The sequence below is a fragment of the Nitrospirota bacterium genome, assembly GCA_040752355.1.
Taxonomy (GTDB): Bacteria; Nitrospirota; Thermodesulfovibrionia; order Thermodesulfovibrionales; family Dissulfurispiraceae; genus JBFMCP01.
This window is the reverse complement of record JBFMHE010000003.1, coordinates 91,614-114,297: the sequence shown is the minus strand read 5'-3', so window position 1 is coordinate 114,297 and position 22,684 is coordinate 91,614. Positions and strand designations below refer to the sequence as shown.

Here is a 22,684-nt window from a genome sequence, read left to right as displayed (position 1 = left end):
GAAGGAATGAGCGGCAAGGGAGAAATCGGCGGTGATAACGGGGTAAAATAGAGGAAGTGCATTTTCCCCCGGAGAGCATTTGACAGGAAAGTACAACATGATGTCCACGGTATATTCTCTTTTAAAAAGCCACGCTGAGGAGCTTCTGGAGCGCCTCGCTGCGCACCGTGAGCGGAGGATCTACAACATCTCGACGCCTCACCTCGCCCTGCTCCTCCTCTCTGTCGAGGGCCCTTTCATCGTCGTCGAGTCGTCTCCCGAGTCGGCCAGGATGCTGCATAGCGACCTCCGCTTTCTCGAAACCCTCCGGGAAGGGTCTGCCCATCGTGCCGAGATAGCGTATCTGCCGCCCCCTCTCGACCCGTCTTCTGTCGGGGAGCGGGTACGGGTGCTCAGGGAAGCCTTCGGCAAGGGAGAGGGCAGGGACTACCGGATCATCACCTCTCCCGAGGCCTGCCGGACAGGCCTCTCTCTTCCCGAGCTCGGGACCGGCCCGTTCGTACTCAGGAAGGGGCTTTCCATAGAGCGGGATACCCTGGGCGATACGCTCATACGGCTCGGCTACCGGAAGGTGAGCGTGGTGGTCGAAAAGGGAGAGTTCAGCCAGCGCGAGTGGCTCTTCGATATCTATCCGACGACCGAGAATGCGCCTCTGCGGGTAGAGTTCTTCGGGGACGAGATAGACCTGATCAAGACCTTCGATATCGAGACCCAGCGCTCCCTGAGAGAGGTCGAGGAGCAGCAGCTTCTCCCTGCCGAAGAGGGCGACCTCTCGGTCGATCTTATCGAAGCCCTGCATAGCCGGAATACCGGAGAGGTATTCATTGTCGAGGCGGGCAGGGTCGAGGCGGGCAGGCGTGGGGACGGGGACAGGGAGAGCGCTCCGGCATCTGAGCGCGATGGCGCCGGGTATATCAGGGTTTCGCATATGCCCTTTGCCGGCGAAGGGATCGATGCGGGAGAGCTCACGGTGAAAGGGATGGGGATCCTGCCGGAAGAGCGGAAGGGCATCGAAGACATCCCGCAGGCGCTGGCGCGGGCAGCGGCGAGGACGGTCGTCGTTCTGCCTTCAGAGGCCCAGGCAGAGCGGCTGAAAGAGATACTCCACGAGGGCGATGTCATAGCCCCCGTGGTGCGTACCGGTGCTCTGGGTGCATACGACGGCGCGCTCTGCATCGCCACAGGCAGGCTTTCGTCCGCGCTCCGCCTCGGCGAGGTGCTCCTGCTGACGGACAGGGAGATCTTCGGCGAACGGCCCGCCTACCGCCCGCTCAGGAAGTCGAAGGCCTCGCGGCTGCTCTTCAGCATCGATGACCTCAAGCCCGGCGACTTCGTCGTGCACAAGGACCACGGCATCGGGAAGTTCGCCGGCCTCCAGCGCCAGCAGACCGACAGCTACGAAGAGGACCTTGTCGTCCTGGAGTATGCGAGCGGCGACCGGCTCTACATTCCTTTCCACAGTATCGGGAAGCTCCAGAAGTACAGCGCCGGAGAGGGGCATCTCCCGGCTGTCGACCGGCTGGGGGGGAAGCGGTGGCTCAAGACCAAGCAGCGCGTCAGGGAGCGGGTCAGGGAGATGGCGGACAAGCTGCTCAGGCTCTATGCCGAGCGGACCGTGTCGCGGGGCTTCTCCTTCAGCGAGGATACCGCCCTCCACCGCGAGTTCGACGACTTCTTTCCCTATGAAGAGACGCCGGACCAGGCAAAAGCGATAGAGGAGATCAAAAAGCTTATGCACACCGATGTGCCCATGGATATGCTCATCTGCGGCGACGTGGGCTACGGTAAGACCGAAGTCGCCGTACGGGCGGCCTTCAGGGCGGTGTACGACGGCACGCAGGTCGCCGTGCTCGTGCCGACCACCCTGCTCGCCGAGCAGCACTACCGGACGTTCAAGACGCGGTTTTCGGGGTTCCCGGTGAAGATCGACTCGCTCAGCAGGTTCAGGAGCAGGAGCGAGCTGAACGATTCGGTGAAGGCCCTTGCACGGGGCGAAACGGACATCGTCATCGGCACCCATATGCTGCTCAATAAGCGCATTCAGTTCCACGATCTCGGGCTCCTGATCGTGGATGAAGAGCACCGTTTCGGCGTGGCGCAGAAGGAGCGGCTCAAGGAGCTGAAAAAAGGCGTGGATATCCTCACGTTGACGGCAACGCCGATACCGCGGACCCTCCAGATGTCGCTTTCGGGTATACGGTCGGTGACCACGATAGAGACGCCTCCCGAAGAGCGTCTCGCGGTGCGGAGCGTGGTCACTGCCTTCAACGACAAGACGATCAAAGAGGCGATCGAGCGGGAGCTCGGCAGGGAGGGACAGGTCTTCTTCGTGCACAACAGGATCCACGGCATCGAGAAGGTAGCCTCGTTCATAAAGAAGCTGGCGCCCGAGGCCAGCATCGCCATCGCCCACGGGCAGATGGATGAGTCGGAGCTCGAAACGGTGATGCTCCGCTTTCTCAACCGGGAGATCACGGTTCTCGTCAGCACGGCGATCATCGGATCGGGCATCGATATCCCGATCGCCAATACGATCATCGTGGACCGGGCGGATACCTTCGGGCTCGCCGATCTCTACCAGCTCAGGGGGAGGGTCGGCCGGGGCTCGGTGCAGGCCTATGCGTATTTCCTCATCCCCGGGGAGGATATCCTCACCGATGACGCGCGGAAGCGGCTCCAGGCGATACAGGAGATGAGCTATCTCGGCGCAGGCTTCCGGCTCGCGCTGAAGGACCTCGAGATACGGGGGGCGGGGAACCTGCTCGGGCCCGAGCAGTCGGGCTACATACAGGGGGTCGGCTTCGACCTGTACATGGAGATGCTCGAGAAGGCAGTGGCGGAGCTCAAGGGGGAGAAAATAAGGGAAGAGCTCGAACCGCAGATGAGACTGCGCCTCTCCGCCTTCATTCCGGAAGAGTATATAACCGATATAACCCTCAGGTTGAGCGTCTACAAGAGGATATCCGCCGCCGCTGCCCCTGAGATGCTGGGAGAGATCAGGGATGAGCTGCTCGACCGCTTCGGCAGGCTTCCAGAGGAGGTCGAGAATCTCATCGCGGTCATGAGGATGAAGCTCCTCGCCAAACGCCTCTTCATAGATAGGGTGACGGATTTCGAGGGGCGGTACCGCTTCCTCTTCGTCCTCGATACCGAAGGCATTTACGATATCCCCGCCGACTTTTTCGACCGGCTCCTGAAAATCCTCTTCGCCCTCTCCTCGTCGACCAAGGATACGCCGCTCCGGTTCCTGCCCGACGGCTTCGAGCTCGATCTCAGGAATCTCACTGCGCGTGAGGCGCTGACAAAGGCGGAAGAGCTCCTCGACCTGGTAGCCCGAAAGATGAATGGCAGCAGAAAAGAGGCCGGGCAGGATGACGGTGAAAGGGCAGGCTCATGATGTTGCCTGGAGACCGGGGAATGATATAAACTGGAGGCATGCGTTTGAGCAATGCCATCGCCGCTGCTCTCGTGGTCCTGCTCCTTGCCTCAGGGTGTGCAACACTGCCGCCCGAGGAGCAGAGGGAAGCCGACTTCCACCACAAGATGGGGATCTCCTACCTTAACGAGGGGAGCCTCCAGATGGCCTTCGTCGAGTTCCAGAAGGCCCTGCAGATCGACCCGGACAACAAGGAGATATTGAACAGCCTCGGCATCGTCTATCTGCAGCTCGACGAGTACCGGCAGGCGCAGCAGCTCTTCCTCCGGGCGGTATCGGCCGACGACTCCTATTCCGAGGCGTACAACAATCTCGGCATCACTTATATCCGCGAGAATAACTGGGACAAGGCGATCGAAGCCTTCACCAGAGCGCTTTCCAACCCCCTCTACCAGACTCCCGAGAGGGCCTTCTATAATCTCGGCGTCTCGTACTACCGGCAGGGGCGGTACGACCGCGCGGCAGATGCATTCAAGGACTCGATCAAGCGGGCCCCTTCCTTCGCGCTCCCCTACTACTGGCTGGCGCTCTCCTATAACCGGCAGGGCAGGTACGGCGATGCCGCAGCGCTTCTTGCGCGGGCGATCGAGACCGACACCGCCTACCGGGGCGACCGGGAAAAGTTTATCGACGATGTCAGGGAGAGGCTCATTACGGCGAAAGGGGCGGACGAGACGGATCTCAGGGACTACCTGGAGATGATGAAGTATTAGCTCTCAGCAATCAGCCGTCAGCTCTCAGCAAGTACCAAAACAGAGACCGAGACAACAAGCTACCTGACTCTCCTGCTATCGCCCCTCCGAAATCAGAAGCCTGACAAAGAGAAGACAGAGGATCACTCTTAAGTTTTTACGCCGTTTGCTGAGAGCTGAAAGCTGTTTTCCGTTTGCTGAAGGCTGATTGCTGAGAGCTGACGGCTGGTTTTTTTGAAAGGCGACGAGCGGATTCGAACCGCTGAATAAAGGTTTTGCAGACCTCTCCCTTGCCACTTGGGTACGTCGCCGATTTATGCGTGCAGCGTACAGCGCTCTGCGTTATAGCGTGCTAATCCCTTAATAGAATAAGTCTATTTGAGCTTTTAACGCACGACGCTGAACGCACAACGCTATAACGTGTCTTAATGGAGCGGGCGACGGGATTCGAACCCGCGACCCCAACCTTGGCAAGGTTGTGCTCTACCAGCTGAGCTACACCCGCGTGATACGCTGTACAGCCTTCTTCCGTTGCTTCCGGGGTCTTTTAGAGAGAACAGCAAAGACCTGCCTGTCAAAAAGGCTATCAGAAAAATTATCATAATGAGGGCAGTTATGTCAATCGGCACGGAGCTCTTCCTTGCGGGCCGAGGGGGCGGGCGGTCCGCTCGTCTCGCTGTCAAAATGCCTGACGTAGCGCCGGAGCAGGTCCCTGATCTTTTTCTCCTCCCCTCTCAGGGCACCCTGGATTGCGGTCCCGAACTCTCCCAGGATCTCCTGCATCTCGGCCTGCGAATACTTCTCCCTGTTGTTCGCCACGAATATCTTCTCGTGCCTGCTCGCGGTGGTACCTTCCTCAGCGGTGAGTATCTCTTCGAAGAGCTTCTCTCCGGGCCTCAGGCCGACAAACTCGAGGTCCACGTCTTTGTAGGGCTCCAGCCCGTGAATGCGTATCAGCTCTTCGGCCAGGTCCACGATCCGTATAGGCTCTCCCATATCGAGGACGAGCACCTCACCCCCTTTGCCGATCACGGACGCCTGGAGCACCAGGGAGACCGCCTCGGGTATGGTCATGAAATACCGCTTCATCTCTTTATGCGTTATAGTGAGGGGGCCGCCGTGCTTCAGCTGCTCGAGAAAGAGGGGCAGGACGCTCCCCCGGCTCCCGAGGACATTGCCGAAGCGCACTGATACGAACTCGGTCTTCGCCTGCTGATCGCCGCTTGCCGGCTGCTGATCGCTGATTGCTGAGAGCTGAGAGCTGACGGCTGATGGCTGGCTGCTGTTGAACGCCCTGCAGATATACTCTGCCATCCTCTTTGTGGCGCCCATAATGCTCGTGGGTCTCACCGCTTTGTCGGTCGAGACCATTATGAATCTTTCAACGCCGTGATCGACCGACGCCTTTGCGAGATTATAAGTGCCGAACATGTTCACCTTTACCGCTTCCTTGGGGTTGAACTCCATCATCGGCACATGCTTGTAGGCCGCCGCGTGAAAGACGATCTCGGGAGCAAAGGCCTCCATGACCTCCCTGACTCTCCTGCCGTCCCTTATGTCTCCTGTAATGAAATGCACCCTCTCCACCAGGTAGGGGAAGCCCTTCTGGAGCCGGAGGTGCATGGTGTGCAGCTCCGTCTCGTCGATATCGAAGAGAATCACCTTCCGGGGATGGAAGGCGCAGACCTGCGTAGTTATTTCCGAGCCGATCGATCCCCCTGCGCCGGTGACGAGAATGACCTTATCCTTCAGGAACCCTTCTATTGCATCAAAATCGACCTCCACCGCCTGCCGGCCGATAAGGTCCTCGATCCGGATCTCCTCGAGGCTCTTCAGGTTGATATCCGGCCTATGGAAATCGTAAATGCGCGGGACGATCTTGATGGTATCGACTTCTGCTTCCTTGGCAGCGTTATAGATGCCTTTCAGCGTCTTGTGATCGAGGGAGGGAATAGCGATGATCACCGCCTCCGCATTGTATGCCGCAACCGTCTTTTTCAGTTCCCTTGTTGCACCGGACACCTTGACCCCGTGCAGATAGGCGCCGACCTTCCTCGTATCATCGTCGAGCAGCGCCACCGGGTAGAATTCCGAGAATTTCTGTTTGACCATATCCCTGAGGATCATCTCGCCCGTATTCCCCGCTCCGACGATAACCGTCCTCTTCCCCTCACCCGACAGTCTTCTCTTATTGATCACCTCGAGATAAAGCCTTTTCGAAATGCGCAGCGCCGAGAGGAGAAGGAGTGAGATAACCCCATCGATAAGAAAAATGCTCCTCGGAAAACTGCTGAGATGGGTGAATGCCAGAGAATGGAATGCCGCAGGGAACGGAACGATGAGCAAGCCCATGAGCACGGAATTGGAGACGACAAGGGCGGTGACGATATTGCACAGGTCATTGATCCCCACATAGCGCCATGTCATGCGGTACATCCTGAAGAGTGCGAAGGCGGCCACTTTGACGGTGACAAAAAAGAGCAGCGCCCGGTAAAACATTTGCCGATACGTGGAATCGAGTGTAAAATCGAACCTGAGCAGGAAGGAGAGATAGAGAGAGGCGATGATGACCAGGATATCGGCGAGGAGGAAGAAGAGAAATCTTCTGAAATGGGTAGGACGGAGCAGGCCTTTTACTGAGCTATTCATTGGTTCCCCCCTGTTCATCCTGTTTAATGCTGCACGCCCTCGCTGCGGGCGACTTTAAAAAACGTCATCCATAATATCTTGAGATCCAATAAAAAAGAATGATGCCTTAGATAGTATTCATCATATCCTACTTTTACCGGGATCGGAAGCTCATCCCTGCCGTTGACCTGCGCCCAACCGGTCAGCCCCGGGATAAGCCTATGGACTCCCCTCTCGGTTCTGAGCGCTATCAAGTCGTCCTGATTGAAAAGGGCTGGCCTCGGTCCGACAAAGCTCATGTCTCCTTGAAGGATGCTGAAAAGCTGGGGCAATTCATCCAGGCTCGTCCTCCTCAGAAATTTTCCTATCCGAGTGAGAAACTGATCGGGCTCCTTTAAGAGATGGGTTGCGACAGGAGGGGTATCAACGCTCATCGTACGAAATTTTGGCATTCTGAAAATCCTATTGTCAATCCCGATCCTGTCGGACCAATACAAGACCGGCCCGCGGGAGGTCAGCCGTATCAGCACGGCTATAAGTATCATGGGCGCACTGAGGAGCAGCAGCAGCGCCAATGCCAGGGAGAAATCGAACAAACGCTTCATACCTATTGCTGATTGCATGAAAGGAGGGAAGCCAGGACGTGAGGGGATCACCAAATAAGCGCAATCCCTTCGATACTCTTGAAATGCTTTACATCAAAAGTAGCAACTCTCTTGTACTCCTTTGCTCTTATATAAGCAATGTTGTAGGCATCAATAAAATCCATCCTCCCCGACACATAAAGGCCGGCTGCCTCCTTGACTCTGGCGTGGTTAGCCACTCTGATATTTTTTGTTTCAAGGATCGTATCGACTACCTCTTTTATCTCGGTCCTTGAGAAGCCATAGTATGACTCAAGTACCCAAACAATTTCAGCAATAACCAGGTCGCTTGTTTCAAGCCGTACCTCTCCCTTCTCTGCCCTTTCAAAAAGCCCCTTTGCCTTCTGATAAAAAGACTCTATATCCCTGACAAAGAACCTCATGAATACATTCGTGTCGATAAAGATGGGGTCATCCATCCCTCAAGCCCTCTTTGGCAACCTTCTTCGAGACCGATTTCTTTGTATACTCCCTTTCATCTCCGATACCGATCTTCCTGCCTTTTGCAATACCGCCGAGATTAAGTATGGACCTCCGTTCCTTCTTTCTCACAATCAGCATTTCGTCCTTTATCTCGAAAATAAGGTGGTCTCCTTCCTTGATCTGAAGCTTTTTCCTGAAAGGCTTGGGTATCGTCACTTGCCCCTTTTTTGTTATCGCAGGCATTCTCTTACCTCCAAAATGGTATTACCTATATTCTAAGTATTACCATTTTAGAAGTCAAACCTCTCATTGCACAGCAGTTAAGAACCTGAGAGCTTGGGAACATGGCAGTTAAGAAGTTGAGAGATGAGGATTCAAGCGGCCTCAGGGTCCATAACAAGCAATCCCTCCTGCTTCGCCGCTGCCAGAAGCTCATGGTCACTGCTCACCACAAGAAGCTGGTCCTTTGTGTGGCGCCGCACATTTCGTGCTGTCGCAAGATGGATTGCGTCTGCGGCCTTGAGCCTGTAACGTTCGACCAGACCGATTGCATCATCGATAATATCGCTGTCGATAGACCATATAACAAAGGTTTCCCAATCATCGCTAAACGCCTCGATAGCCTTCTCGAAACCGGCGATATCCTTTTGTCTTCTGGTAAGAGCTGATACGACCTCGAGTTGCGTCAAGGCCGACGATACAAGGCGCTGCGGGTTCGATTCGAGCAGTTCAAGGACCTTACTCCGCCCCTTCTCTTTCTTAAGATACTTTTTGGCGAGAGCGCTTGTATCGAAATAGATCATCTGCGATCTTCTAGAATAGTATCGGTGATACTTTTGCCTTTAATCGAGACACCATCGAACCTCTTAACGCTACCGGTTCTGACAGGAAGGCGAACCTTGCCGGTTGAGGCAAGTGAAGCAAGAATTTCATCCTGCCCGGCATTTACTTCAATGCCGGTAAGGTCATGAATAATCGCAATGGGCTTCCCTCGGTCGGTGACAATCACCTGCCCGCCTTTTTTTACCATGTCGAGATATTGAGTCAATTTATTTTTCAAATCACGCACGCCGACTACGGTCATAGGTCACCTCCAGGCTATATGGCTATTGTAGCTACATTATGAGCCGTCCGTCAAGCTCCCACCTTCCTTTTAGCTTCTACGTACCATTCTGCCGTACGCTTCAACCCCTCGTCTACGGTGAACGGAGGCGTCCAGTTCAATTCGCGGCGGATTTTCGAGCTATCGATCACTAAAGAGCCCGTCAACCGTTCCACCTCAGCGGACTTACGCGTGACGGCTCCGGCTAACCGCAGCAGCGAGGGAGGGACAGGCACAAGGCGGGCGGGTTTATTCAAAGCTGACGCCAACCGCCTGATCAACTCCGGCGTGGACAAATCCTCTCCGTCGCTCACTAAAAAGGTTTTGTTGGCCGCTCCGGGATGCTGGATACAATTCATTATTGCATCAACCAGATTACCTAGATAGATTAGGCTCCTTGCATTTCCGATGCCGCCAAGAGGGAGAGGAACACCAGAGTAGACTAATTTCATTAGCTGCAGAAAGTTGGCTCTGACGCCTGGACCGTAAACAAGAGGAGGTCTGAGTATCACAACCTCAAGCCCGGCTTTCTGTGCTATTGCGCGAAGCGATTGTTCGGCTTCAAGCTTCGAGATAGAATAGGGGTCCTGGGGATTCGGTTTATCTCTTTCCGTAAAAGGAATATCGTTCGTATGTTCTCCATTTACCTTCACTGAGCTTATATAGACGAAGCGTTTGACCCCAGCGTTTATCGCTGCTCGGGCAAGCTGCTGCGTACCCTCTACATTAACTCTCCTGTACTCCTGAAGAGAATCCTCGGCCTTCTCTTGCATCACATGGACGCGTGCGGCGAGATGAACAATTACATCTACCTTGTCAAGAGCATGCGTCCAGTCAGTATCAGGGCCGATTGATTCTATATGGAGAGCACCAATGCCTCCAAGAACCCGCTCCTTTTGTAATCCGGTACGAATAGTCGCTCGTACCCGTGCTCCCTCAGCGGTCACTCTCTTGCAAAGTGCCTCACCTATAAAGCCCGTTGCTCCCGTTATCAGAAGTGTAGACACAGCATCAGCACCAAAGGATTTACCTAAACCACACCGTGCGGTTGATATAGTCAGTATAGCTCATAATAATGCGTAAAACTTTTTTAGAAACACATTCGGTGTCGTAATCCCGTACCATAGTGAACGCACGTCCGGTCATCAAATGCTGAGCAGTCACAATTCTTATTGCTTCTATGACGCTCTCCGGCTTAAGGCCGCACATAATGAGAACACCTTCATCCATGCCCTCGGGTCGTTCATGTGCTTGGCGAATCATTACGGCCGGAAAGTTGAGGATCGAAGCTTCTTCGGTGATCGTACCGCTGTCTGAAACAGTACAAAAAGCGTTCATCTGGAGCTTTATATAGTCAAGAAATCCCATCGGTTTGAAAAAACGAATACGTGTATCCAGCTCGAGCATCCCCATGTGCTCGAGCTTCTTCCTCGTGCGGGGATGCGTTGAGACAATAATGGGCTTTTGATATTTCTGAGCAATCGCTTGCAGGGATCCCATAAGCTCATTGAAGTTCGCCTGATTATCCACATTCTCTTCACGATGAACGCTTACGACGAAATATGCTCCGGGCTCCACCTGGAGATGGCTCAGGATATCTGATTCGAGTATCTTGGGCATATGATACGTGAGCACCTCTTTCATCGGTGAACCGGTTTTAATAACCGTCTCAGGTCGTATCCCTTCAGCAAGGAGGTAGCGTCGTGCGTGCTCCGTATAGGTCATATTGATATCGCTTATGTGATCTACAATTTTCCGATTTATTTCCTCAGGCACTCGCTGGTCAAAACATCGGTTCCCCGCCTCCATATGAAAGATGGGGATTTTCCTTCTCTTTGCCGCTATTGCTGCCAAACAACTGTTCGTATCGCCAAGGAGAAGAAGCGCATCCGGCTGTTCCTTCTCCATAACATCATCTGACTTTGCGATCACATTCCCTATAGTTTGTGCAATAGTTTCTGCAGCAACATTCAGAAAATAATCTGGCTTCCTGAGCTCTAACTGTTTGAAGAATATCTCATTAAGCTCGTAATCATAGTTCTGCCCTGTATGGATCAGTATGTGATTCGCATGACAGTCCATCTCACGTATCACCATGGATAATTTTATGATCTCGGGACGAGTGCCCAATAACGTTATAAGCTTCATTTAAAGAGTTTCTCCCTTATTCAATTCTTTATGAGTAGCTCCACCACTATCTTAACAATTCTCTGCCTTGAGAGGGGCTGGAATCCTCCGGCATCAAATAGTGTTTTTTCAATAACCCGACCGTACCCTCGAAGTCGAGAACGGTATCCGCAGAGCTAAACTCCTTAGTTAACACATTCGGCTCCTGGTCGTCGCTCTCTCTCAGTTCTGGAAGCATCGGCTTGATAGCATAGTAATCACCGCGCTTGACACAGTGATTAGCCTCTTCTTCAGACACCATGATCTCATGCATTTTCTCCCCCGGTCGAATTCCGGTAATTCTGACTTCAATACCACGATTGCCGATGAGCGCTTTAGCTATATTAAGCACGGCCGCTGCCGGAGCATTGGGCACGTACGTTTCCCCTCTTTTTGCCTCTCGCAACGCCGCAAACACCGTATCCACTGCCTGATCAAGACTTAAGAGGAATCTGGTCATTTCAGGAACCGTAACCGTTACCGGTCCGCCGCTCTTTATTTGCTCATGGAATAGGGGAATTACCGATCCCCGCGATGCAAGTACATTACCATATCTCACGCATATAAAACGTGTTTTCTTGTTCAAAATGTTTGCTGCTGTAAAAATTCTTTCCTGGAGAGATTTCGTCATGCCCATAACATTTACCGGCTTGCATGCTTTATCGGTACTTATAGCGATGACGGTAGTAACAGGATAATCATTCTCCTCTATGGCGCGTGTTATGTTGATCGCTCCCATGCAGTTGGTTAAAACCGCCTGGCTAGGAAAATACTCACACGTTGGCACCTGTTTGAGCGCAGCCGCGTTTACCACAATATCAGCATCCTTTATGGCAGCGCAGATATCAGCATAGTTGCGCACATCCCCGATGCGGAACTCAAGGACATTCATGAAGTTGCGATAGATTACCTCATCGGTAGCTACCAGCTTATGAAGGTATGACATTCGCATTTCATGCTGTTTCGCCTCATCTCTTGAGAGCACAATTATTTTTCGGGGGGTGCCCAACTCTCCTGTTAATGCCCTGCGGACAAAGATCTGACCCATTGACCCAGTACCACCGGTAACTAAGATGGTTTTGTCTTCTAGTATCATAATGAAACTCCTTTGTAAACAGTGGCTAACTCATAAATCATGTCCTCCCATGAGGGAGGAGAATACATGAATTCACTACGAAATTTGGTGGAATCCAAACTGCGATCACATTTAAATTCGTCCTGGGGGGCTATTTCAACAGAAAGCTTCAACGCCTTTTTAATCAGTACTAAGAGATCGAACTTGCTAATCGGTTCGCTCGAGACATGATAGATTCCCGACGCTTCGGGATGCTCAACCATTATTTTCTCAATTATGCGACTCAGCTCAATTGTCGTAAAGCCGGAAAAAATGGCATTTCTATACCCTTTCACTAAGCCTTGCTGGGCAAGAAACCATTCAAACAAGCCTGCTTTACGAGAGAGCTCTCTGCCGATTATCGATGTTCTGAGCGTTATACAATTTGTGCCACTCACTTCGCCTAACCATTTGCTTTTCCCATACAAATCTTCTGTGTCAGCGAGATCACCTTCCTTATAATTTCCTCTTTTACCCGAGTAAACACAATCAGTACTCACATGAAGCAGCCGTGCCCCGATGGCCTTGCAGAGCATAGCAAGTCTATGCGGCAGGAGAGAATTTATCTCAATGCTAGGGAGATACTCTTTAGCTTCTTCTCGCTGCTTTACAATACCAACTGCATTGACGATAACTTCAGGATGGAAATCACCAACTACCTCCATAAGTCGATCCATATTTCGCACATCGACTCCTGCATACGTATGGTCCTCAGTAAAAAGTTTGAACCTCTGATAGGTTCCCAACTCCTGCCGCAAGGTAACTCGAACATCATGCCGAATGCGAACATGACTAAAAAGCTGGTGTCCCAGCATGCCATCACCGCCTAAAATTAAGGTTCGCATGGATATGGTTCCTTCCTCAACGCTTGCATGCATTCCACTAGTCGATCAAGCAGCATTGCACGCTCAAAATGCTTTTCATAGTATTGTCGCCCGCTTGCTCCCATTGTCATTAGTTCTTCATAAGACATACGATACATGTCAAGTACTGCCTGCGAGAGCGCCTTGGGATCTTCCGGCGGTACTGTAAGGCCAGCTCCTGCCTCAGTGATCACTCTTGCCCCTTCTCCTTCAAGTGCTGCGATCACTGGCTTACTGCATGCAAGATATGACTGTAATTTTGAGGGTATTGTCAGCGAGAAAATCACCTCTCTTTTGAGCGTCACTAGCATGGCATCGGCAATGGAAAAGTAGCGCGGCATAGACTCAACCGGATGCCAACCGAGGAGATGAACGGTATCAGTAAGTTTTCGTGCTTTAACCATCTCATTAACCCACGAGTACATCCGTCCGTTGCCCAGAATTATCCAGTGGATATCCTTATACTCCTTTAACAGCTCGGCAGCTGCAATAATTGTGGGAAAATCCTGTGCAGTCCCGATATTACCTGCGAACATAACCCGAAATCCTTGCGGCATTTTCATAAGTTCGGGGGCATCCTCCTCGACAACTACTGGTCGGTAGAGTTCCTCAGCGCTGTTGGGAAAATATAGAATTCGATCCCGTTCAGCACCAAGTTTTACAATAGATTCAAAAAAAGCTTTTGATTGTATCAGAATTCGGTCACACCCGCGGTAGATAAAGCGGACAAGTTGTTCGATAATTTTTATAACCCTTTGAGACCGAATGGCATTTGTCGCAGAAAGGCTTTCGGGCCAGAGGTCCTGGACCCAGAACATTATCGGGGTTCCTTTGATCGCCTTTAGTAGGAGCGCAGGCAACCCTACCGTAATCGGTGAGGGTTCATAGACAAATATAATATCATAGGAATCACGGCAGCGGAATGGCGCAAGTAGCATAGCAGAAAGTACAAACGATACGTAGTTTAACATTAGACGAAGCTTTCCTCCGTTGCCTCTCGAAACAAGCGGTACCCGTAGTATCTTGATGCCTTCGTATTCCTCTTTATTTCTTTTGAAAAAGCTATACCCAGGGAAGAAAGACCCGCTTGGGTAATTGGGTTTACCTGTCAAAACCGTTACCTTATACCCCCTTTCCTCTAAGCCTAGTGCCAAATCGTTAATTCTAAAGCTTTCCGGCCAGAAGTATTGCGTTACAATTAGAATTCTCATTTAGCAGATTTTTCCTTGCTTATGCAACTCCCTTGATGGCATCCCACGTACATTGTGCTGTTATGTTCCAATCATAGAGGAGAGCACGTTTCTCAGCCTTAAACGAAAGCTCATTGATGCACGCCGGATTATCGAGCACAAAGGCAAGCTTATGAGCTAGATCATTGAATGAGGTGGGATCAAAGTAAAGCACTGCCTCTCCTCCAAACTCCGGCATGGGCGGTCGATTCGAAACGATGAGAGGGCGGCGAGCAGCAAGCGCTTCTAATAAAATATTGGGGCAGTTCTCCGATTCAGATGCGAAAATATTTATAAAAGCATGTTGGTATACACTTGGAAGCTCATTGTAAGGAATAGCTCCCGTAATCAGAACATCATTTTGTAAGCCCAATTGTGCAATTTCATTCCTCACCTTTCTTCCATAGAGAGGGTTCTCTGATCCTGCCAGAATAAGCTTCTCCCTGATTTTACGATGCTGCTTAAGTTTTGCATAGCCTCGGACAACCTCAAGCTGTGCTTTGTAGAAGTCCAGTGTGGAGACGTACAAGAAATAATCCTCTTTAGGTAGCCACGATGGCCTCGGCAAAGGGCAATTATCATCAACTCTGAATTCTGAATTGATACCATGCGGAATAATAACAGCCTTTTTAATACACCCAGGAGCATGCTCTTCAATTACTTTCCTTGCAAATTTAGAAATAAAAATTACCAGATCAGCTCTCTTCATGCTCTGTAGCATGGAGCGCTGCAGAATCCAATTGCGCACTCTCATATACCCGAGCGGGTATCTTTTCCTTTGGGATAAATCGAAAGGAATCATATTGCGAAACATTGTTACGATTTTGCACCTTGTTGTGGGACGACTGTTTACGACTCCTCCGGGACAGAATAAAACATCGGCTTTAAGTTCGAGCAGCAGTTTCGGCAAGTATACACTTTCCCAGATCGTACGAGAAAACGGATTTTCAACTGGCCAGCTCGTACTGACTCTTTTGATATTGGCACGCTCCGCAGGCAGCTTAAGAGAGGGAGTTGCAAAGATCAGTATTTCATCTCTGTCATCAATAGGTAAGAACCTTAACAGATTGCTCAGGTAGGTCTGCCCTCCACCGAGTCGAGCAGAGAGAGCATTGATAACAACCTTCATGAATTATCCGCTCTACTACCTTCAGATATTGAAATGAACTTTAAGAGCATAAGGACAGCCCACAATAGAGGATGTGCATTCCTCGCGCCATTGCAGTGCAATTCAAACAACTCAAGCACTTTAGGCTGACTCAGGGGGACCTTTCTAAAAAGCGATGGATCGCAGATACACTCCATCGCCCAATCCTTCATTGCCCCCCTTAACCATTTGTCAATCGGTACACTAAATCCCTGCTTGGGACGATCAAGAAGCTTAGCTGGTATATACCGATATGCTAGTTTTCGCAATAGATACTTATTAGTGTGTCCTCTTGTTTTCCATGATAGAGGCAGTTTCATTGCCCACTCAACAAGGTCCTGATCCAACAAAGGCTCCCTCGATTCCAGTGAAAACGTCATACTTGCCACATCAACCTTTTGGAGGTAGTCGTCAGGCAGCGTGTATATCGCATCGAGTCTCATGCACTGCTCGCTCGGGTGCAAGCCAGAAGGAAGCGATGCAGAGGCCTTCCCGAAAAGCTCATAAATAGTTGTTGTTCCCTCAAGGGCTTCTGGAAGCAGCAACGTCGGGAAGTCCTTAGCAATGCTCCTGGAAAAAGCAAATGCTGCAAGGATACTAGGTTGTCGTAAGGCTCCCGAGAGCAACCTAAATTGATGTTGGGGAAGCATACCAGCAAGTCCTGCCAAAAACTTCCTGCTTGCTGCAGGAAGGCGAAAAAGAGGATGGAGCTTTTGTATGATCTGATAGTAGTGATATCCACCGAAGAGTTCATCGCCACCATCTCCAGATAAACTCACGGCAACGTGCTCTCGTGCCAGCCGGGATACCGCCATTGTAGGGAATGCCGAGTAATCAAAAAAAGGCTCGTCGAACTCCTCACAAAATGTAGGCACAAGCTTTAAAAGGTCATCCACTTGTAAGTATTCACAATAGTGTTCCGTTCCCAGATGGCGCGCCACCGCCTCAGCATATCCACTTTCATCGTAAATCTTATCAGGAAAGCCGATAGTAAATGTTTTAACGGGTCGCGGCGAGTGCTTAGCCATAAGCGCAACCACGAGCGAGCTGTCAATCCCCCCTGAAAGAAATGCACCTAACGGCACGTCACTGACCATCCGTGAATGCACGTTACGCGAGACAATGTGATCAAGCTCGTCCAGCAACTCCGCCTCGCTTCGCTCTGACCAGGAGAGCTCAGGCTCGATAGAGCGGAAATCCCAGTACCGTTGAAGACGTGCTTCCTTTTTACTGACTAGCATATACGAGGAAGGAGGTAGTTTTTTGATAGCACGATAGATTGAGTAAGGGGCAGGGATGTACCCACTTTCCAAGTAAAGGCGGAGGGCCGTTATATCGAGCTCTCGCGTAATCCCCGCATGCAGTCCGAACAGAGCTCGTGGCCGTGATGCAAATGCAAAGCATTCGTCTGAGGAGAGATAATAGAACGGCTTTACGCCCATGCGATCACGGGCAGCAAAAAGGACTTCCTCTTTCCTATCCCAAATTGCAAAAGCAAACATCCCATGAAATAGCTTAACACAATCAGGACCCCAGAGCGTGTATGCCGCAAGAGCTACCTCAGTGTCACTGGTACCACGCCAGCTTTTTATATTGGCTCCTATCTCCTTACGAAGTTCCCTGAAGTTGTATATTTCACCATTGTAGGTAATAACAAATCGTCCATCCTCAGAGGTCATTGGTTGCGCCCCCGTAGACGTTACATCGAGGATAGATAACCGTCTATGTCCCAACCCGGCATTTCCGCGGGCCCATACACCAAAGCCGTCGGGCCCGCGTTTAACAAGCATATTCGCTGAGGCTCCGACCACCGAAGGGTCAACCACTTCGTTACGAAAATTTACAATACCAACAATGCCGCACAATTTCAGAATCCTCTCGCCACAGTTTGCCTACTATCGTTATCATATGCAATTGCTTTTATGGAGGCGTTCACTGAGGTGTCTATTCATTAGTGCAGACAGTTAAGGTACCTCTTACTATCTGGCCATTACCCACGCCTTGGCCATTCAGAAAGAATGCACTAAAAGGCAAACGCGGCTACACCTCTCATCCATCGCACAAAAAATCTCATTACAAAAAATAGTATAATCGGAATTGAAAAGGTAATAAGGCCAAATAACAATTGGAACACGGTAGTCGCAACAAATTGTCCGGTAGCTTTCACCAGAAAGCCGAGAGATAGAAGAAAGAAGAATATTATAAACATAAGGTTATTGCTTTTGTAAAAAATATCGAAAAGAAAGCCGAAAACAGCTCCAGAGAGAATCGAAAACAACACAACAGCGGACAAGCCGCCAAAACTATATAAGAAAATACTTCTTGGGAATTCCGTCGCCGTTTTGAAAACACTCGGCGCTATTAAACCAACGGCTATCCCCGCTTCATAGCTCAGTGTTATCGGGTTAACCTCGTACTCTCTGTCAAACCCGAGCAGCTTGGGCGCGATACTTTTCAGGGCCTTAAAATCCTTCTCTGCAAGGTACTCCTCATTGCCCGCTACAAATCGATAGTTTCCATGGGTATTCATCCTGTCTACGAAGCGCTTAAGCGAATCAGTCAATGAGACTTTAAATTCAACCTCCCCTGCTGTGTCAAAATTCCTCGTGAACGCATAGCTACGCACGTCATGTATGTATTGACCAGTGATAATCGAGACCAACAGCAAGACACCTATTATGATTGCAAATTGCCTTATCCTCCTCATCGTAAGGGCATTGAGAAATGCATATGCCGCTATACCATAAATGGCAAAAAACAAGACTCCCGTCTTACTGAGTGAAGCTACTTGCAGTAGAAACTCAAAAAAAAGAAGAACAAAAATATATCTTTTCCTGACAATAAAAACGCCGCACCACAAAAGCAGGATATAGGGAGCCTGCAGCAGTTCATACATTGTCGTAAATTTGCTCAAGTATTTCCATGAATAGGAATGCAACAAAGCATAGATGCCTTCCTGGAAGACTCGATAAATTCTGAAAGGATAAAGAATTACTGCAAAAGCAAGAAGCAGCAATGTAAACTCCTCTCTCATTGCCTTTATCTTAAAAGTCGCGCCCAACGACATTCTCTTGAACATAACACCATTCACAACGCCGACACTGAAAAACAGCACCCCGGCAAGATCGAGAAAAATGATAAACCAATTATGTCCCCCATCAGAAAAAAAGGGAGGAATCAAGTGAAACGCCAGAAAACCTACAATATATGCAGTGATGGGGTGGAAGAGCACATATTTGTAATCAACTCCGAAAAGGGGCTTGTTCTCAGTAGCGACGGTACTCACCATATGTTCTTTATTTTACCTACGACCTGAAATGCTCACGAATTCTTACACAATATACATCTAGGTTGATCAGGTTAAAGTACCTTTGCCCGATAAAGCCAAGGAAAGGATTCCTTTTGAGCCCATACCGTGAGCAGATATTCTCGAACTCCTCTTGCATCTCCGCTCGAGCTTTCACGCTTAATGCATTTTCATGCAACATAAAGTAGCTCAACGGGCTCTTGACCCTGTACCCGCTCAACTTATTTGAAATAAGTCGAGAGAAGAAGTCATAGTCGCCGCAGTATCGCAGAGCAGGATTAAAGCAGCCTATTTGACGGTGGACCTCCGCTTTCCAGAAGCAGCTCGATTGAGCCCAGGGAATTCCTTTCATGTTTCTTAATAAAACGTTTGAATAGGGCAACGGCGTATAGATATACTTTTTTTTTCCGGCATTATCCACATAGGTACAGGCTCCATATAAAAAATCCGTAGTAGGCTTTCTTTTAAACGCCGTCAGTACTTTGTAAGTGGTATCAGAATAATATCTGTCATCTGAGTTTAAATATCCAACGATTTCTCCTGTTGCCATTTTCAAACCCTTGTTGATGGCATCGTACATACCTTTATCAGGTTCACTGATCCATTTAATATTACGGTACTCCTTCAATATCTCTATGGTGGAGTCTTTTGAGCCTCCGTCAACAACGATATGTTCGACCGGTATTGTCTGGCTTCTAACGCTTTCAATGCACTCTCTAATAAAGTTTCCGTTGTTTAATGTTGGTGTTATTATCGAGATGCGCATTTCTTTATTCTCCGGCATCCCTGTAGTTCTCGAGTACATACTGGTACAGATCTCTGAGAGTATCCTCCATGGGTCGGTCGGCAATCATTATGCTATTCTCTCCGACAAGGAATGGAATATCGTTCTTGCGCAACCTCGCCGGGTCAATATCTATATATGCCTTGATCTGAGAAATCTTTTCCAGCATCGAAATTATTTCTCTCAGTGATCTCCCGACACCGCTACACACATTGTAGACTTCACCGGCGCTCCCCTGACACGCCAGATACAGATACTTTTCAACCACATCGCGCACGTCTGAGAAGTCGCGTATATTTTCTACGTTACCCACCTTTAGATGCACTGAATCTCTTCCTTCCTTTTTTGCTCTGGCAAATTGCGCCGCCACTCCTGCTTCGAAAAAAACTTCAGGCCTTTTGGGGCCCGTGTGGTTATATGCGCGGGCAATGACACAGGCGATTTCCGTGTTCTGAAATCTGCGGACCGCCATCTCCATCATTGCTTTGGAGGTAGCATAAGGGTTCATGGGCCTGAGCTGGTCGGTCACCGCAGCCTTTTTATTGCCCAGATATCCATACACCTCTCCCGATGAAATAAGGATAAGCTTTGTTGATATTTTAGCTATCTCAAGCGCTTTTAGCAGGTTATACGTCGACTTAACATTGTTCTCAATAGTGTCCCATTCATCAACCCAGGAGCTTCCCACTGACGATTTAGATGCTAAATGGAATACAAATTTAGGGCGGCTCCGGTCAACAAAGGAAATAACCTTATCGAGTGAGGTAAGGTCGCAATTATAATAAATATAGTCTTGAGATACTTGATGTGCATGGATGTCCAATCCATAAATGATCGCGCCCAACGCAGTCAGTCGTCGGACAAGATAACCAGCGGTAAATCCATTGGCGCCTGTTATGAGTACGGGTTCCCCCCTGAAGATCGAGGAGAGCTTCTCTTCGCTCATCAACGATATTTTCATCTCCATCATCCTCTACCCTATCAGCGAATAGTACAAGGAAAGTGTTTCGCGAGCACACGTATCCCAGCTGAACATTGCTTTTCTCTTTGCTCCTTTCTCTTTAAGACGGGCAAGCGTAGTCTCATCAAAAAGTGTGACCTCCAGGGCCTGCTGAATAGAAGGGATATCGGTGGGGTCAAAGTAAGCACCTGCGTCGCCTACAACCTCGGGAATGGAGCCTGTGTTTGAGCAGATAACAGGACATGATTGTCCCATTGCTTCCAGCAAAGGAATTCCAAATCCTTCATATAATGAGGGATAAATAAATGCTGAGGCGTGTTTATAGTAGTGCGCAAGGCAGGTATCATCGCCACCAACATGATGCATCCGTCCGCTGACCCTTAGTTTTTTGAATTTTTCAATTTCATCGTCATTGAAAGCCCCTCCTCCGAAGCAAATCACATGATAATTTTCAATAAGCTTTTTCGACTGTGCATAGGCCTGCAATAAACCATCATAATTTTTATATCCACTGCGCTGTCCAACGTACAAAAGATAAGGTCCAGGGTAGGGAGGCTTCAACCCGTCTGAAGGTGTTGCATCTAATGCAAGAGAATTTGCAAGATGAATAACACTGATCTTTTCAGGTTTGATTTTGAATAGTTTTACCAGATCGTCCTTAGTAGAATTTGAAATTGCAATGATCTTATCTGCCCTCTCACAGCACTCTTTTTTTCGTGCTGAAATATCTTCGTCTAATAAATATTGAGGATAAAGCTCATGTATCATATCATACACTGTCACGACATATTTTGTATTTCTTCTTAGATTCAAAGGATAATAATATGTCTGGTGAACAACAGTATGAGAGCCGCTGACTCTGCTCAGTATACACTCTTGCAGCAGCGCATTTACTTTCATTCGCAAGCTACCGGTGTGCTTCAGATTGGGAACACGAATGCCCCATTTATTCGATAACGACGAAATGTACTCATTAATGTAGAGTCCGGCGAAAACAGCGACCTCTTTCTCGAGTGATCGAACTCCCTTTATAAGCTCAATAAAATACCGGGAGATTCCTCCATAAGTCTGTGAAGAAAAAATGTCATAGGTATAGATCACTCTCATTGCATTCCAAGAGCATTTCTTATAAAGTCCGCAGACTTTGCCCTTTCCTCGTTCAATACTGCATTAATATGAGCGTAATCAATTTCCTCTTCCAATAAGCGTTCAAGCGTGCATTGCTCAGGCCGGTAAACCTTTCCCTCAAGACTAAGTATTTTGAGTATTGTGGAAAGTTTATTTACTCTATAGGGGTCAACAATAATACTCACGTTTTTGTTGTATTTGACTGAAAGAAGTACGCCATGAAACATGCTGGTGACTACCATATCCGCCTTCTTAATTAGACCAAGAAACTCAAACGGACCTATTGAAATCTCATTCATATCGCAAAAATCATTATAGTATCCGATCGATATCAGCTTTTTCCCTTTCGCCCTTGCATATTGTTTTAATTTACTCTTCATCTCCCGATCGAAGAGGGTCGAGTAAATGAGAATATAGTCTTTATAAGGGCAATCAATTGCCTCACTCTCGAAATCATAGAGCAAGGTGGGGTCTACTACAATCTCTACCTGCTTGCCGATGCACTGCTCGATTATTTTTTTTGAGCTTTCATCGCGCACCGAGGCATAATGAAATCTTGACAATAGCTTCTTAATCTTATCCGGCACGACAGTCTCTTCTGTCAAATTACCGCAACTCGCTGCATAAGATATCAACCTATCTGCATGTAATCCCTCACCGAAATAGAAGGGATTAAAGCCAACCTGCCGCTGTCTGAAATTCCAAATCTCATCACTCCCGAAGAAGAGGGCCTTATACCTTCTTTCGGTGAATGGCTTTGTGCTCACATGAAAGGTCGTTTTGTTAATTCTTTTTTCAGCTTCTTTGAATTTTGAGATTTTCTTTAAAATAGCAGCAAATAAAATTGGGTTTTTTGTGTGGAGTGTAATGTAATATTCATTAAACCAATGTCGCAGCCCCTTATAATTTAAGACCTCGTTTCCAATCCCCAATGTTAAGAGGTACTTGTGTAGTGCATACGTCTGCAAATATGCTCCAAAGTTAATTCCGTCGTGAAACGTCACTATTCCACACATCATATTATCCTGCACGCTCTTCTCCCCATATCAGGCTGGCCCTA

General features: G+C 49.3%; 20 protein-coding genes and 2 tRNA genes. 2 read left to right on the top strand and 20 right to left on the bottom strand.

Annotation, left to right across the window (positions count from 1 at the left end):
* The first annotated feature begins 97 nt into the window (after positions 1 to 97).
* Both mfd and AB1805_03480 read left to right on the top strand, forming a co-directional pair.
* Positions 98 to 3,397 (top strand): transcription-repair coupling factor, encoded by a 3,300-nt coding sequence (gene mfd, locus AB1805_03485; protein MEW5744490.1) that lies wholly within the window; start codon positions 98 to 100, stop codon positions 3,395 to 3,397.
* 38 nt (positions 3,398 to 3,435) lie between these two features.
* Positions 3,436 to 4,149: a tetratricopeptide repeat protein gene (locus AB1805_03480; protein MEW5744489.1), complete on the top strand. Its 714-nt coding sequence runs from the start codon at positions 3,436 to 3,438 to the stop codon at positions 4,147 to 4,149.
* A gap of 218 nt (positions 4,150 to 4,367) precedes the next feature.
* Here the strand turns inward: AB1805_03480 and AB1805_03475 are convergent.
* From AB1805_03475 to AB1805_03380, 20 genes are all read right to left on the bottom strand, one after another.
* A tRNA-Cys gene (locus AB1805_03475) sits at positions 4,368 to 4,439 on the bottom strand.
* A gap of 118 nt (positions 4,440 to 4,557) precedes the next feature.
* Positions 4,558 to 4,633 (bottom strand) — tRNA-Gly (locus AB1805_03470).
* A gap of 113 nt (positions 4,634 to 4,746) precedes the next feature.
* Positions 4,747 to 6,777, bottom strand: a complete 2,031-nt coding sequence (locus AB1805_03465) for a nucleoside-diphosphate sugar epimerase/dehydratase (GenBank protein MEW5744488.1) — start codon at positions 6,775 to 6,777, stop codon at positions 4,747 to 4,749.
* Between the two features lie 23 nt (positions 6,778 to 6,800).
* Positions 6,801 to 7,361, bottom strand: coding sequence for a sugar transferase (locus tag AB1805_03460; protein MEW5744487.1), 561 nt, complete (start codon positions 7,359 to 7,361; stop codon positions 6,801 to 6,803).
* Positions 7,362 to 7,408: 47 nt separating this feature from the next.
* On the bottom strand, positions 7,409 to 7,819 hold the full coding sequence (locus tag AB1805_03455) for a PIN domain-containing protein (protein ID MEW5744486.1): 411 nt from the start codon (positions 7,817 to 7,819) through the stop codon (positions 7,409 to 7,411).
* Positions 7,812 to 8,066, bottom strand: a complete 255-nt coding sequence (locus AB1805_03450) for an AbrB/MazE/SpoVT family DNA-binding domain-containing protein (protein ID MEW5744485.1) — start codon at positions 8,064 to 8,066, stop codon at positions 7,812 to 7,814. The genes AB1805_03455 and AB1805_03450 overlap by 8 nt, the downstream gene beginning before the upstream one ends.
* Before the next feature lie 131 nt (positions 8,067 to 8,197).
* On the bottom strand, positions 8,198 to 8,626 hold the full coding sequence (locus AB1805_03445) for a type II toxin-antitoxin system VapC family toxin (GenBank protein ID MEW5744484.1): 429 nt from the start codon (positions 8,624 to 8,626) through the stop codon (positions 8,198 to 8,200).
* Positions 8,623 to 8,907 (bottom strand): type II toxin-antitoxin system prevent-host-death family antitoxin, encoded by a 285-nt coding sequence (locus AB1805_03440; protein MEW5744483.1) that lies wholly within the window; start codon positions 8,905 to 8,907, stop codon positions 8,623 to 8,625. The genes AB1805_03445 and AB1805_03440 overlap by 4 nt, the downstream gene beginning before the upstream one ends.
* 50 nt (positions 8,908 to 8,957) lie before the next feature.
* The gene (locus tag AB1805_03435; protein ID MEW5744482.1) at positions 8,958 to 9,932 is read right to left on the bottom strand and encodes an SDR family oxidoreductase; all 975 of its coding nucleotides are present in this window, start codon (positions 9,930 to 9,932) and stop codon (positions 8,958 to 8,960) included.
* 19 nt (positions 9,933 to 9,951) lie between these two features.
* Positions 9,952 to 11,073: a UDP-N-acetylglucosamine 2-epimerase (non-hydrolyzing) gene (gene wecB / locus AB1805_03430; GenBank protein ID MEW5744481.1), complete on the bottom strand. Its 1,122-nt coding sequence runs from the start codon at positions 11,071 to 11,073 to the stop codon at positions 9,952 to 9,954.
* A 46-nt stretch (positions 11,074 to 11,119) separates the two neighbouring features.
* Complete coding sequence (locus AB1805_03425; protein MEW5744480.1) at positions 11,120 to 12,187, bottom strand: polysaccharide biosynthesis protein; 1,068 nt, start codon at positions 12,185 to 12,187, stop codon at positions 11,120 to 11,122.
* Positions 12,184 to 13,050, bottom strand: a complete 867-nt coding sequence (locus AB1805_03420; GenBank protein ID MEW5744479.1) for an SDR family oxidoreductase — start codon at positions 13,048 to 13,050, stop codon at positions 12,184 to 12,186. Before AB1805_03420 ends, AB1805_03425 begins: the two co-directional genes overlap by 4 nt.
* Positions 13,038 to 14,279, bottom strand: a complete 1,242-nt coding sequence (locus AB1805_03415; protein MEW5744478.1) for a glycosyltransferase family 4 protein — start codon at positions 14,277 to 14,279, stop codon at positions 13,038 to 13,040. The genes AB1805_03420 and AB1805_03415 overlap by 13 nt, the downstream gene beginning before the upstream one ends.
* A 19-nt stretch (positions 14,280 to 14,298) precedes the next feature.
* Positions 14,299 to 15,426: a glycosyltransferase family 1 protein gene (locus AB1805_03410; GenBank protein ID MEW5744477.1), complete on the bottom strand. Its 1,128-nt coding sequence runs from the start codon at positions 15,424 to 15,426 to the stop codon at positions 14,299 to 14,301.
* Positions 15,423 to 17,309, bottom strand: a complete 1,887-nt coding sequence (asnB, locus tag AB1805_03405) for an asparagine synthase (glutamine-hydrolyzing) (protein ID MEW5744476.1) — start codon at positions 17,307 to 17,309, stop codon at positions 15,423 to 15,425. Before asnB ends, AB1805_03410 begins: the two co-directional genes overlap by 4 nt.
* Before the next feature lie 158 nt (positions 17,310 to 17,467).
* Entirely contained in the window at positions 17,468 to 18,733 is a 1,266-nt protein-coding gene (locus tag AB1805_03400) for a hypothetical protein (GenBank protein MEW5744475.1), read from the bottom strand.
* A 16-nt stretch (positions 18,734 to 18,749) separates the two neighbouring features.
* Positions 18,750 to 19,517, bottom strand: coding sequence for a glycosyltransferase family 2 protein (locus AB1805_03395; protein ID MEW5744474.1), 768 nt, complete (start codon positions 19,515 to 19,517; stop codon positions 18,750 to 18,752).
* 4 nt (positions 19,518 to 19,521) lie between these two features.
* Positions 19,522 to 20,496 (bottom strand): NAD-dependent epimerase/dehydratase family protein, encoded by a 975-nt coding sequence (locus tag AB1805_03390; GenBank protein MEW5744473.1) that lies wholly within the window; start codon positions 20,494 to 20,496, stop codon positions 19,522 to 19,524.
* Positions 20,497 to 20,508: 12 nt separating this feature from the next.
* The gene (locus tag AB1805_03385) at positions 20,509 to 21,597 is read right to left on the bottom strand and encodes a glycosyltransferase family 1 protein (GenBank protein ID MEW5744472.1); all 1,089 of its coding nucleotides are present in this window, start codon (positions 21,595 to 21,597) and stop codon (positions 20,509 to 20,511) included.
* Positions 21,598 to 21,599: 2 nt separating this feature from the next.
* Positions 21,600 to 22,655: a polysaccharide pyruvyl transferase family protein gene (locus AB1805_03380; GenBank protein MEW5744471.1), complete on the bottom strand. Its 1,056-nt coding sequence runs from the start codon at positions 22,653 to 22,655 to the stop codon at positions 21,600 to 21,602.
* Positions 22,656 to 22,684: the final 29 nt, after the last annotated feature.